At 71.4% G+C, this 12,605-nt stretch carries 15 protein-coding genes; 12 read left to right on the plus strand and 3 right to left on the minus strand.

From position 1 onward, the window contains the following. On the plus strand, positions 1–489 hold a 489-nt coding region (locus ABD164_RS03185; RefSeq protein ID WP_344293306.1), incomplete at its 5' end, for a hypothetical protein. Between the two features lie 10 nt (positions 490–499). Here ABD164_RS03185 and ABD164_RS03190 read toward each other — a convergent pair. From ABD164_RS03190 to ABD164_RS03200, 3 genes are read right to left on the minus strand one after another with little or no spacing between them, the layout of a single operon-like run. Then, positions 500–1,063, minus strand: a complete 564-nt coding sequence (locus ABD164_RS03190; protein WP_344293308.1) for a dihydrofolate reductase family protein — start codon at positions 1,061–1,063, stop codon at positions 500–502. A 2-nt stretch (positions 1,064–1,065) separates the two neighbouring features. After that, positions 1,066–1,881, minus strand: a complete 816-nt coding sequence (locus ABD164_RS03195; protein WP_344293310.1) for an alpha/beta fold hydrolase — start codon at positions 1,879–1,881, stop codon at positions 1,066–1,068. Positions 1,882–1,935: 54 nt separating this feature from the next. Beyond that, the gene (locus ABD164_RS03200; protein ID WP_344293312.1) at positions 1,936–2,658 is read right to left on the minus strand and encodes a helix-turn-helix domain-containing protein; all 723 of its coding nucleotides are present in this window, start codon (positions 2,656–2,658) and stop codon (positions 1,936–1,938) included. A gap of 215 nt (positions 2,659–2,873) precedes the next feature. Here ABD164_RS03200 and ABD164_RS03205 point away from each other — a divergent pair, with 215 nt between their 5' ends. The 11 genes from ABD164_RS03205 to hemL all read left to right on the plus strand — a co-directional run bounded on the left by ABD164_RS03205 (position 2,874) and on the right by hemL (position 12,472). Continuing rightward, complete coding sequence (locus tag ABD164_RS03205; protein ID WP_344293314.1) at positions 2,874–3,359, plus strand: hypothetical protein; 486 nt, start codon at positions 2,874–2,876, stop codon at positions 3,357–3,359. A gap of 19 nt (positions 3,360–3,378) precedes the next feature. Continuing rightward, positions 3,379–3,786, plus strand: coding sequence for a phage holin family protein (locus ABD164_RS03210; protein WP_344293316.1), 408 nt, complete (start codon positions 3,379–3,381; stop codon positions 3,784–3,786). After that, positions 3,770–4,084 carry a DUF3618 domain-containing protein gene (locus tag ABD164_RS03215; protein ID WP_344293318.1) on the plus strand — a complete coding sequence of 105 codons (315 nt, stop codon included), beginning with the start codon at positions 3,770–3,772 and terminating at the stop codon, positions 4,082–4,084. The genes ABD164_RS03210 and ABD164_RS03215 overlap by 17 nt, the downstream gene beginning before the upstream one ends. Before the next feature lie 28 nt (positions 4,085–4,112). Then, entirely contained in the window at positions 4,113–4,781 is a 669-nt protein-coding gene (locus ABD164_RS03220; protein ID WP_344293320.1) for a GntR family transcriptional regulator, read from the plus strand. Positions 4,782–4,816: 35 nt separating this feature from the next. Continuing rightward, the gene (locus ABD164_RS03225; RefSeq protein ID WP_344293322.1) at positions 4,817–5,944 is read left to right on the plus strand and encodes a class I SAM-dependent methyltransferase; all 1,128 of its coding nucleotides are present in this window, start codon (positions 4,817–4,819) and stop codon (positions 5,942–5,944) included. Between the two features lie 88 nt (positions 5,945–6,032). Continuing rightward, positions 6,033–6,770 (plus strand): hydrogen peroxide-dependent heme synthase, encoded by a 738-nt coding sequence (gene hemQ, locus ABD164_RS03230; RefSeq protein WP_344293324.1) that lies wholly within the window; start codon positions 6,033–6,035, stop codon positions 6,768–6,770. Then, positions 6,770–7,999: a ferrochelatase gene (locus ABD164_RS03235; RefSeq protein WP_344293326.1), complete on the plus strand. Its 1,230-nt coding sequence runs from the start codon at positions 6,770–6,772 to the stop codon at positions 7,997–7,999. Before hemQ ends, ABD164_RS03235 begins: the two co-directional genes overlap by 1 nt. Then, positions 7,996–8,949, plus strand: a complete 954-nt coding sequence (gene hemC / locus ABD164_RS03240; RefSeq protein WP_344293328.1) for a hydroxymethylbilane synthase — start codon at positions 7,996–7,998, stop codon at positions 8,947–8,949. The genes ABD164_RS03235 and hemC overlap by 4 nt, the downstream gene beginning before the upstream one ends. Next, positions 8,946–9,761 carry a uroporphyrinogen-III synthase gene (locus ABD164_RS03245; RefSeq protein WP_344293330.1) on the plus strand — a complete coding sequence of 272 codons (816 nt, stop codon included), beginning with the start codon at positions 8,946–8,948 and terminating at the stop codon, positions 9,759–9,761. The genes hemC and ABD164_RS03245 overlap by 4 nt, the downstream gene beginning before the upstream one ends. A gap of 270 nt (positions 9,762–10,031) precedes the next feature. Then, on the plus strand, positions 10,032–11,027 hold the full coding sequence (hemB, locus tag ABD164_RS03250; protein ID WP_344293332.1) for a porphobilinogen synthase: 996 nt from the start codon (positions 10,032–10,034) through the stop codon (positions 11,025–11,027). Further along, positions 11,024–12,472 carry a glutamate-1-semialdehyde 2,1-aminomutase gene (gene hemL, locus ABD164_RS03255; RefSeq protein ID WP_344293334.1) on the plus strand — a complete coding sequence of 483 codons (1,449 nt, stop codon included), beginning with the start codon at positions 11,024–11,026 and terminating at the stop codon, positions 12,470–12,472. The genes hemB and hemL overlap by 4 nt, the downstream gene beginning before the upstream one ends. Positions 12,473–12,605 lie beyond the last annotated feature (133 nt).

A 12,605-nucleotide genomic window follows, 5' to 3' on the forward strand; every position in this document is an offset into this window, starting at 1 on the left:
GTGCGGCCGCGCGCCAATTCGGCCGTGACCTCGTGGCTCATCGCGATGCTCGCGCTGATCGGCGTCTCGAGCGTCGTCTCGTCGGTGATCCAGGGCCAGGATCTCGTCGGCGCGGGCATCTTCCTGGTCGTCTGGCTCTCAGTCGCCGTGCTGCCGCTCTTCCTCTTCGCCCCCGACCGCAAGGAGCTTGCGACCGGGGGAGCACCGGCGGCGGATGCCCCGGGGCGCGGGCTCACCGTCGCGCTCGCCGCACTCGCCTCCGCCGGCGTGCTGCTCGCAACCGGCGCGATCGTCTGGCGACTCTCAGGCGGCATGATCGAGAGCCCGAAGGAGGACGACGTCCTCGGCTTCACGCTCCTCGGCATCGCGCTCGCGCTCGGTGGGTTCCAGTGCCTGCGCGGCCGCGAGGGGTGGCGCACGCTCGCCGTCATCCTCGCGGCGCTCACCGGCTACATCGTGATCGGCGGGGTATCGATCGCATTCGGCTGAACCCGCCCCGTCAGCGCGACCGCCGGTACACCGTGACCAGCACCCCGTCCCCGTAGCTCGTCGCGTCGGCCAGCTGCCACGAGCTCTTGTCGGGTGTCTCGCCCCACAGCCGCCGCCCGTGGCCGAGGATGACCGGGAACGACATGAGGCGGATCTCGTCGACGAGGTCGTGTGCGATGAGCGACTGTGCGAGCCGGATGCTGCCGGGCACCGAGATCTCACCCTCGATGTCGCGCTTGAGGCGCGTGACCTCGTCGACGAGGTCGCCCGAGAGCACGCTCGTGTTGTTCCAGGTGGGCGTCGTGAGCGTGCTCGAGACCACGTACTTCGGCATCGTGTTGTACTTGTCGGCGAGTTCGCCCTCGTACTGCGGCCATGCCTCGGCGAACCCCTCGTATGTCACCCGGCCGAGCAGCAGGGCGGCGGCCCCGAGCGCCTCCTCCTCCTTGAACCGTTCGCCGTCGGGTCCGCGATCGAACGCGAAGCTCCAGTTCGGGTACTTGAAGTCCTCGCCGCCAGGGGCTTCGACGACTCCGTCGAGCGAGATGAACTCGGTGACGACGACGCGCCCCATGGTCAGGCCGCCTCGATGAACGCGCTCAGCTCGGGAGCGAGCACGTCGGCCGTGGTGCTGTGGTTCTCACCGGGCACCGCGCGGAGGGTGGCGGTCGGAAGAGCCTCGGCGACCGCCCGGGCACCCCTGGCGAGGAACGGCCACGTTCCGGTGCCGTGCATGACCAGTATGGGCACGTCGACCTGATCCCAGCGTTCGGTGTGCAGCGGCTCGCCCGACATGGCATCGCCGATGTTGCGCCCGTCATAGGCGATGGTGTGCGCGACGGCTTCGAGTCCCGGCCACATCTCGCTCGACCGCATGCCGGCGACGAACTCCTCGGGCATCAGCACGGCGGCGGTGAGGAAGAGCTCTGCGGCATCGCCGGGGTTACCTGCGGCGATCGCCGCGTCGAGCCGTTCGACGTAGTCGTCGGGCAGGGGCGGACGCGAGTCGTCGACGACGGCGGGCGGCTCGAAGAGGGCGAGGCGGGCGATGGGCACGCCGGCCTGCGCCGCGTTCAGCGCGAGGAACCCGCCCGACGACCAGGCGAACACGGTCGCGGGTCGGCCCTCGCCCGGACCGGCGATGATCGCCGCGAGGTCCTCGAGTTCGCGTTGCACCGCGTACGGCGCGGTGTCGCCGCTCTCGCCCCGACCCCGCCGGTCGTAGTTGATCACCCGGAATCGCTCGGCGAGGAGCTCTGCCGTCGCCGCATTCTCGGGGGTGGTGGCGCGGTACGCGGTCGCGCCGTCGATGATGACGATCGGGTCGCCGTCACCCCACGCCGTGTAGGCGATCGTGGTGCCGTCGGCCGACGTGACAATGCCGTGTTCCATCGTGAGTGTTCCATTCGTGTCGAGTGCGGTGGCCATCACCGCGACGACTTCAGGCTATGAAGCAGCGGGATCCTCAGGCTTGTACAGAAGCGACAGAGGGTCGGCCGGGGGCTGCGGTCGCTGCAGCTGGGTCGCGGTGCGGCCGATGTACCGCTGCAGGGCCCTCGCCAGATGCGGCTGGTCGTAGAAGCCGAGCCGATGCACGACGTCGAGCGGCGCGAGGCCTTCGGCGAGCAGTAGCGCCGCCTGGCGGGCTCGGTCGATCTGCCGGATCGCCCCCTGCGTGAGGCCGGTCGCGGTCGCCACTCGTCGTTGCACCGAACGGGATCCGACTCGAGCGGCACCGCCCCAGACGACATCGTCGACGAGAGGGTCGCGGGTGAGCACGCCGGCTCGTACGAGCTTCTGAACGAGCTGCTCGGCGTTCTCGAAGTCGGGGATCTCCCACTCCTCGCCCCGAAGCACGAAGCTGCCATCAGACACGTGGGTGCTCTCGATGCCTCCGTCGACGATGCCCGCGATCGGCAGGTGCGGCATCGACGCCCCGTGGGCGAACGTGATTCCGAAGGAGGTGGACTCGCCGTCGACCTCGGCGCGTGAGGCGGTCGTCTCGGGCCCGCGAGCCCCGGCGTGGACGACTCCGGCCTCTTCCCAGAACACCAGTTCCCAATTCGACGTGGCGACGGAGGTCATGGTCTCGACACCCGAGGCGCGACCCCGCCACACGCGGGTCACGTAGGGCGAGTCCGAGCCGCGGTGCTCACTCTCGATCGACATGTCGCGTCGCATCGTCGGCAGGCGGATTGACCACGGCCACATCCTGTCACGACTGGTCGGATTCCGCGTCGGACGTCGGCTCAGGCGACGCGTGCGACCCGGCGCTCGGCATCGCATAGCCGGAACGGAATATTTCGCAGCAACCCACTTGCGCCCGTTGGCTCGGGGTCTACGCTGGAACCGTCGCTGTGCGCAGCACAGGGGAAGGGGTGCACATGAGGGGCAAGGTCCTCTTCGTCGTCGGACTCGGCGTCGGTTACGTGCTCGGCACGCGTGCCGGGCGTGAGCGTTACGAGCAGATCAAGAAGGCAGCCGAGGGTGTGTGGAGCACCCCCGCCGTGCAGCAGGGCGTCGGCACCGTGAAAGAGTTCGCCGCGAGCAAGGTCGGCGACCTCTCCGACAGCGTGCTCGACGGCGTCAAGACGTTCATCGGCAACACCGTGCGCGGCACGGGCGCCACCAAGAGCGACGTCGGCAGCGCCGCGAAGTCGGCGAAAGACGGGGTCGCCAAGACCGCCCGGGCGGCGAAGTCGGCGGTCGACACCGCGGCCGACGCGCTCGACGACGTGATCGACCAGGCTGCCGATACCGCGGCGGGCGCGGCGAAACCCGCGTCGAAGCCCGCGGCGAAACCCGCGTCGAAGCCCGCCACGAAGCGCAGCACGTCGCGCGGCTCGAAGCCCGCGGCATCCGACTCCTGAAACGCGAGGTGATCACGCGATGGCCGCACCGACCAACGACGAGCGCTCGCTCTTCACGCTGATCGGCGAACTGCCCGACACCGTCTCGAACCTCGTTCGCGCCGAGATCGACCAGGTCAAGGCCGAACTCAGCTACAAGGCCAAGCACTTCGGCATCGGCGCCGGCCTCGCCGCCGGCGCCGCGGTCGTGGGCATCTTCCTGCTCTTCACCCTGATCGTCGCCGCGATCTTCGCGCTCGCGCTCGTGATGCCCGGCTGGGCGGCGGCGCTCACCGTGTCGGGCATCCTGCTGCTCATCATCGTCGTGCTGCTCTGGATCGCATACGTCAGCTTCAAGCACGGCGCCGAGCCGCTCGAATCGGTCGAGAGCATCAAGGCCGACCTCGACGCCCTGAAGGGAACGGGTGACTATGACCGCCGCCGGTGACGCAACCGCCCCCCGCCCCGCAGGGCGCAACGCCAAGGCGCGCGAGCGCAACCTCACCCGGGTGCAGGCGCGGGTCGCCTCGCAGCAGGCCCGCGCCGAGTTCGCGGCCACCCTCAACTCGCTCGAAGACAAGCTCAACGTGCCCAAGCAGGTCGGCATCCGCGTCGACCGTGCGAAGACCGCCGCGAGGGAGTTCTACGACGAGCAGCCGGGCCCCGCGATCGCGGCGGCCGTCGGCATCGTCGCCGCTGTAGGCGTCGCCGTCTGGCTGGTCGTGCGGGCGACCGTCAGAGACTGACGCCGGTTCCCCCAGATCGGATGTCCCGATGCCCACGTCTCGCACGGTCGAGGTCGCGGCGACCGCGGTCGAACGGGTCGCGGCGGCGGTGCGTTCCGACATCCTGAGCGGCGTGCTCGCGCCGGGCGAGCCCCTGCGCGAAGAGGCCGCGGCCGATCGATTCGAGGTCTCGCGCCACACCGTGCGCGCCGCGTTCCAGCGGCTCGTCAGCGAGCGCCTCGCTGTGGCCGAGGCCTATCGCGGCGTGCGCGTCGCGAGCTTCGGCCGTGACGAGGTCATCGCGCTGCAGCAGTTGCGGGCGGCACTCGAGGTCGAGGCGGTGCGCATCACGTGCGAGCGCTACGGCCCGGTGTGGCCCGACTTCGTGCTCGCCCCGGCCCGCGACACCCTCGCGCGCCTGGTCGAGCTCGCCGCCGCCGCCGCCGGCCCCGGCGAGGTCGACTGGCTCGAGGTCGAGCGTGTGCACGCCGACTTCCACCGGGCCCTCGTCGCGACATCCGACAGCCCTCGCATCATCGAGGCGCACGCCGCGCTCGGCAGTGAACTGCTGCTGTTCCTGCTGCACGTGCGCCCGCACTACACGCTCGACACCCTCATCAATGAGCACCGCGCCCTGCTCGACGAGCTGCCCACGCGCGGCGGCGACGCCGTACGCGAGCACCTCGAGCACTCCACGAGGCTACTGATCGGCGCCTGACGCGCACGCGCCGGGCCGAACGGAAGGAGCCGTCGATGACGACGGAACAGCCCAGCGCCACGCCCGAATCCGGCACGCCGCCCGCGCCCACCGCCGACGCGACCACCGCCTTCGCGGACCGCGTGTTCGCCGACGCCCTCGGCGCGTTCGAACTGCTCAGCATCCACCTCGGCGACCGGCTCGGCTGGTATCGCGCGCTCGCCGACGAGGGGCCGCTCGACGCACCCACCCTCGCCGAGCGCACGGGAACCCAGGAGCGCTACGCCCGCGAGTGGCTCGAGCAGCAGGCGGTGTACGGCATCCTCACCGTCGACGATGCGGGGGCAGCGGCATCCGCTCGCCGGTTCGCACTGCCGCCCGAGCACGCCGACGCCCTCGTGAACGCCGACTCGCTCGAGTACGCCGCGCCCCTCGCGCGCTTCGTCGCCGCGGCCGCCGCCCAGCTCGGCCCGCTGCTCGAGGCCTACCGGTCGGGCGGCGGCGTCTCGTGGGCGCAGCTCGGAGACGAGGCGCGCTGGGCGCAGGGCGACATCAACCGGCCGTGGTTCCTGCAACGGCTCGGCGACGCCGTCGCGAGCGTGCCCTCGCTGCACGACGTGCTCTCGCGGCAGGGCGCGCGTATCGCCGACATCGGCATGGGCCACGGCTGGTCGTCGATCGCGCTCGCGCGGGCATACCCGTCGGCGCGGGTCGAGGGCTTCGACGTCGACGCAGAATCGGTCGCAACGGCACGCAGGCACGCCGACGAGGCGCACGTCGCAGACCGAGTGCGCTTCCACCACGTGGCGGGCGAGGGCCTGCCGCAGGAGGCGGTGTTCGACGCGGCGTTCGTGTTCGAGGCCCTGCACGACATGCCGTTCCCGGTCGAGGTGCTCACCTCGATCAGGCGGGCGGTGAAGCCCGACGGCGAGGTCGTCATCATGGACGAGGCGGTCGCCGAGGCCTTCGCACCCGACGGCGACGAGGTCGAACGCGTCATGTACGGGTACAGCATCTTCATGTGCCTGCCCGACGGGCTCTCGACGCCGGGCTCGGTCGGCACGGGCACCGTCATGCGGCCGTCGACCCTCGACCGCTACGCCCGCGAGGCCGGGTTCGCGGGCACCGAGATCCTGCCGATCGAGGGGTTCGCCGCGTTCCGATTCACCCGGCTCGTGCAGTGAACGGATGACCCTGCCGGCGCCGCGGGCCGAGCACGGGGCATCCGCAATCGCTTTTGGACGTTCACGAGGAAAGGGGGAGACTGGAGACATGTCTTCCCCCGCTGCCCAGGCGGCAGCCGACGCGCACCGTCCCGAATCCGAATCCGGCGAGTCACCCCAGGGGTTCACGGTCTTCGCCGTGCTCCGCCGTGATCCATCCCGCCCCGACGACCTCGACGGGCACGACGTGCCGCGCTTCGTGCGCGAGCTCGACGACATCATCGCCCTCGTCGAGAACGAAGACGTCACGCTGCGCGGCATCTACGACGTGTCGGGCCTTCGCGCCGACGCCGACGTGATGCTGTGGCTGCACGGCCCCACCGCCGAGGGCCTGCAATGGGCCATCCGCGAGCTGCGCCGTTCGCGCCTGTTCCGCGCCCTGCTGCCCACGTGGAACGCGATGGGCGTGCACCGCGACGCCGAGTTCAACCGGTCGCACGTGCCGGGGTTCCTGCGGGGTGTCGAGCCGAAGCAGTGGCTCACGGTCTACCCGTTCGTGCGCAGCTACGAGTGGTACCTGCTGCCGCCCGAAGAGCGAAGCCGCATGCTCGCCGAGCACGGCCGCAAGGGGGCCGCATTCCGTGACGCCGTCGCGAACACCGTCAGCGCCTTCGCCCTCGGCGACTACGAGTGGCTGCTGCCGATCGAGGCCGACGAGCTCACCGTGCTCGTCGACCTCATGCGCGACCTGCGTGCCACCGACGCGCGCCGTCACGTGCGCGAAGAGGTGCCGTTCTACACCGGTCGCCGCATCACGACCGCCGAACTCGTCGAGGTGGTGCAGTAGTGGCGCACTACGACGCGATCCTGTTGTCGTCGTTCGGCGGTCCCGAGGGCCAAGACGACGTGATCCCGTTCCTGCGCAACGTCACCGCCGGCCGGGGCATCCCCGACGAGCGACTCGAAGAGGTCGCCACGCACTACCGTCACTTCGGCGGCGTGAGCCCCATCAACGAGCAGAACCGGCAGCTGAAGGCCGCGCTCGAGGTCGAGCTCGCCGCGCGGGGCATCGACCTGCCCGTCTACTGGGGCAACCGCAACTGGGCCCCCTACTTCGGCGACGTCGTGCGCGAGGCCGAGGCGGCCGGGCGCACGCGTCTACTGGGCCTCGTCACCAGCGCCTACACCTCGTACTCGGGCGTGGGCCAGTACCGCGAGGACTTCCTGAAGGCCACCGCCGGCACGAGCGTCTCGATCGACCGGGTGCGCGAGTACTTCGATCACCCCGGCTTCGTGACCCCGTTCATCGACGGCGTTTCGGATGCCGCTGCCTCGCTTTCGGCCGAGGGCGTCGAGCCCGGGCGCACCCACATCGTGTACGTCACCCATTCGATCCCGATCACGGCGGCCACCGCCTCGGCCGAGGGCTTCGAAGACCGCGTCGGCGCCGGTGAGGGCGGCGCGTACGTCGCACAGCACCTGGCTGTTGCATGCGTCATCAATGAGGCGGCCGCGCCCGAATCGCCCTGGTCGCTCGTTTACCAGTCGCGCTCGGGCGACCCGCGCACGCCGTGGCTCGAGCCCGACATCAACGACGCCATCGGCGAGCTCGCCGCCGGTGGCCTCACCGACGCGGTCGTGATCGTGCCGTTCGGCTTCGTGAGCGACCACATGGAGGTCATGTGGGACCTCGACAACGAGGCCGTCCAGACCGCGGGCGAGCACGACCTGAAGGTGCGGCGCGTGCCGACCCCGGGCGTGCACCCCGCGTACGTCGCCGGGCTCGTCGACCTCGTGCTCGAGCGCATGAACGACGTGCCCGACGCTGAGCGCCTGCACCTGACCGCACTCGGGCCGTGGCCCGATCACCCGCGTGTCGAGAGCGGGGCCGTCGTCGAATCCGATGGTCGAGTAGCGAGCGCCGATGAGACCCCCGTCGGTCGAGTAGCGAGCGCCGGCGAGCCCCCCGGTCGAGCGCCGGATCGAGTAGGCGCGCCAGCGCCGTATCGAGATCTAGCGAGCGCCGGCGAGCGTATCGAGACCCAGGCCGACACACGGGAGGCGACCTCGCGATGACGTCCGTCATCCGCGTCGGCACCCGGGGCAGCGCCCTGGCGATGGCGCAGACGCGTCAGATCTCCGACCGCATCGCCAAGGCCGCGAAGGCCGAGATCGAGCTCGTGCCGATCACCACCCACGGCGACACGTCGCGTGCCTCGCTCGCCGAGATCGGCGGCACGGGCGTGTTCGCGGCGGCACTGCGCGAAGCGCTGCTCGCCGGTGAGTGCGACGTCGTGGTGCACTCCCTGAAAGACCTTCCGACCGCCGAGCACCCGGGCCTGCGGCTCGGCGCGGTGCCGAAGCGGGCCGACGCACGCGACGTGCTGTGCGCACGCGATGGGCTGACGCTCGCCACGCTGCCCGAGGGCGCACGGGTGGGCACCGGCTCGCCGCGTCGCATCGCGCAGCTCGGCGCCGCCCGGCCCGACATCGCCGCCGTCGACATCCGCGGCAACGTCGACACCCGGCTCGGCAAGGTCGAATCGGGCGAACTCGACGCCGTGATCCTCGCCGCGGCCGGCCTCGGCCGTCTCGGCCGGCTCGATGCCGCCACCGACCACCTCGAACTCGCCGACTGGCCCACCGCGCCCGGTCAGGGCGCGCTCGCCATCGAGGTACGGCGCGAGCGTGGCGACCGCGATCTCGAGCGGGCGCTCGAGTCGATCGACCACGGCCCCAGTCGCGCCACCGCGTTCGCCGAAAGGCTGGTGCTTGCGGGCCTCGAAGCCGGATGCTCGGCCCCCGTGGGAGCAACCGCGTTCATCGACGACGAACTTCTGTTCCTGACGGCGAGCGTGTACAGTGCCGACGGGACCCGCCGACTCACCAGCTCACACGCGGCCACCCCCGACAGCCGCTCGGCCGCCGACCTGGCGCACGCGGCTCGCGACGTCGCCGACCGCGTCGTCGCAGAACTCCTCGGCAACGGTGCCGCCGACCTCGTTCCCCCAGAGGAGCAGCCGTGACTGAACTCGACCCGATCACCGGTGCCATCCACCTTCCCCACCCCGGAGGGGCCAAGCCGCTTGCCGGGTGGCGGGTGCTCGTTCCCCGCGGTGGGCCCTGGGGCGACGGCGTGGCCGCGGCCCTGCGCGCTCGCGGCGCCTCGCCCATTGTGGCTCCGATGATCAACTTCGCCCCCGCCGACGACCAGCCGGCGCTTGTCGCGGCACTCGAGAAGCTCGCCGCCGGCGGATTCGACTGGGTGACGGTGACGAGTGCGACGACGGTCGACGTGCTCGCGTCGTATGGGGCCGTGATCCCTGAGACGACGAAGGTCGCAGCGGTGGGCGAGACCACCGCTGCCGCGCTCGTCGCCGCCGGGTACCACGCCGACATCGTGCCGTCCGAAGACAATTCGGCCGCCGGCCTGCTCGAGGAGTGGGCGGCCGCCACCGAGGGTGCGCGTGGACAGCGCGTCCTCGCGCTGCGCTCGGCCATCGCGAAGCAGGTGCTCTCGATCGGGCTCGCCGAAGCGGGGCACCACGTCGAGGCCGTCGTGGCATACCGCACCGTCGGCGTCCCCGTGTCGGCGAAGGTCGCCGAAGACGTACGCGCCGGGCGGGTGAACGCGGTGCTCGTCACCTCGGGCAGCGTCGCCGAGCAGGTGTACCAGCAGATCGGTCCGCTGCCCGAGTCGGTGCTGGTCGCCGCCATCGGCCCGCAGACTGAGAACGATGCCGCCAAGGTCGGCCTGCGCGTCGACGTGATCGCCCGCGAGCGCACGGCAGAGTCGCTCATCGACGCCCTCGTCGACGCCGCGACCACCCTCGCCTAGGGCCTCCCACCGCACCGCGACCGCCCTCGCCTAGGCCCTCCCAAGGCACCCATCGCCCATCTGCCCGCCCCGAACCCGTTCGTAACTCAGGCGAATGGGCGCCATGTCTCCCTCACAGGTCGTGTGGGTGCAATTCTCCTGAGTTGCGAACGCGAACCAGCGGCGGATGGCGAGGTGGGCGCGGGGCGAGGCAGGACCAGCGGCGCATGGCGAGGTGCGCGCGAGGGCGACGGCAGCGGTCACTCAGCGAGCGCCACGTAGGCTGGCTGGGTGAGTTCTGCTGCCCCCCGTGTCCGTCCGCGTCGACTCCGTGAGACCCCGGCGCTGCGCCGCCTCGTCTGCGAGACCCGCCTGCACCCCGCCGACCTCGTGCTGCCGGTGTTCGTGCGCGAGGGCGTGAGCGCCCCGGTGCCGATCGCGTCGATGCCGGGCGTCGTGCAGCACTCGCTCGAGAGCCTGCCCGACGCCGTCGAGGCGGCCGCGGCAGCAGGCCTCGGCGGCGTGATGCTCTTCGGCGTGCCCGAGGTGCGCGATGCGCGCGGCTCGGGGGCCACCGACCCCGACGGCATCCTCAACGTGGCGACGAGGGTCGCGGTCGAGGCATCCGCCGGCCGTCTCGTCGTGCAGACCGACCTCTGCCTCGACGAGTTCACCGACCACGGCCACTGCGGCGTGCTCGACGACCGCGGCCGGGTCGACAACGATGCGACCCTCCTGCGCTACACCGCGATGGCGCTCGAGCAGTCGCGTGCGGGCTCCGAACTGCTCGGTCTGAGCGGCATGATGGACGGCCAGGTCGCAGCCGTGCGCGATGCCCTCGACGACGGCGGGCACACCGACACCGCGATCCTCGCCTACTCGGCGAAGTACGCGAGCGCCTACTACGGCCCGTTCCGTGACGCGGTCGAGTCGACCCTCGAGGGCGACCGCCGCTCATACCAGCTCGACCCCGGTAACCGGCGTGAGGGGTTGCGCGAGGCGCTCATCGACATCGACGAGGGCGCCGACATCGTCATGGTGAAGCCCGCCGGCAGCTACCTCGACGTGCTCGCCGACGTCGCCGCCGCGAGCGAGATCCCCGTATGGGCCTACCAGGTCTCGGGGGAGTACTCGATGATCGAGGCCGCCGCCGCACACGGCTGGATCGACCGCAAGCGTGCGGTCATCGAATCGGTGCGCTCGATCAAGCGCGCCGGCGCCGACACCGTGCTCTCGTACTGGGCCGTCGAGCTCGCCGAGTGGATCCGCCAGGGGGACGCCGCATGAGCGCCGATCGCCGGTCGAGCGCCGGATCGAGTAGCGCGCAGCGCGTATCGAGATCGAGCGAAGCGTATCGAGACCCCGAAGCCGAGGATCTCGATACGGCTGCTTCGCGGCCTACTCGATCGACGGCGACCAACGCCGACCTCTTCGCCCGCGCGCAGGCCGCGATCCCGGGCGGGGTCAATTCGCCCGTGCGCGCGTTCCGCTCGGTGGGCGGCACGCCGCGCTTCCTCGTGAGCGCGCGCGGCCCGTACGTCACCGACGCCGAGGGGCGCGAGTACGTCGACCTCGTCGCCGGGTGGGGTCCCGCGATCCTGGGTCACGCCGATCCGCGGGTGATCGAGGCAGTTCAGGATGCCGCGGGCCGCGGCCTCTCGTTCGGCTCGTCGACCCCCGCCGAGACCGAACTGGCCGAGCTCGTCGAGGCCCGCGTCGCCCCGGTCGAGCAGCTGCGACTCGTCTCGACGGGCACCGAGGCGACGATGAGCGCGATCCGCCTCGCCCGCGGGTTCACCGACCGCGACCTGCTCGTGAAGTTCGCCGGGCACTACCACGGCCACTCCGACGGGCTGCTCGCCGAGGCCGGCTCGGGGCTCGCGACGTTCGCGCTGCCCGGTTCGGCCGGCGTGCCCGCCGATATCGCCGCGCTCACCCTCGTCGTGCCCTACAACGACCTCGACGCGCTCACCGCGGTGTTCGCCGAGCACGGTCCGCGCATCGCGGCCGTCATCGTCGAGGCCGCCGCCGCGAACATGGGCGTCGTGCCGCCGCTACCCGGATTCAACCGCGCACTCGTCGAACTCGCGCACGCGCACGGCGCACTCGTCATAAGCGACGAGGTGCTCACAGGCTTCCGCGTCTCGGCGGCCGGGTGGTGGGGGCTCGAAGCCCGCGACGAGGCATCCGCCTACACCCCCGACCTCATGACGTTCGGCAAGGTCATCGGCGGCGGCATGCCGGTCGCCGCACTGGGCGGAAGCGCCGAGATCATGCAGCAGCTCGCACCGCTCGGCCCCGTGTATCAGGCCGGCACGTTGTCGGGCAACCCGGTCGCGGTCGCGGCCGGCATCGCGACGCTGAGGGCGGCCGATGGCGCGGTGTACGAGCGCCTCGACGCCACCGCGGCGACGATCAGCACGGCCGTCTCCGACGCGCTCGCCGCCGAGGGAGTCGCGCACCGTGTGCAGCACGCCGGCAACCTGTTCAGCTTCGTGTTCGGCGCCGAGGCGGCGGGCGGCGAGGTGCGCGACTACGCGACGGTGCAGCGTCAGGAGTCGTGGCGCTACGCCCCGTTCTTCCACGCCATGCTCGAGGCGGGCGTCTCGCTGCCGCCGTCGGTCTTCGAGGCGTGGTTCGTCACGGCCGCGCACGATGATGCGGCCATCGGTCGCATCATCGACGCCGCTCCCGCCGCGGCGCGCGCCGCGGCATCCGCTCGCCCTTCCTGACCGTCGGAAACCGGAGGAATCCGGCACGAATCCGTTACGTCATTGTGGGGTGGCGACACCGCGCGCCGCCGCCGGCTCGGGCAGGATGGAACGTATGGCCCAGCTTCGCGTGCACAACGACCGGATCGAGGTT

Source organism: Agromyces neolithicus, assembly GCF_039529735.1.
Classification (GTDB): domain Bacteria; phylum Actinomycetota; class Actinomycetes; order Actinomycetales; family Microbacteriaceae; genus Agromyces; species Agromyces neolithicus.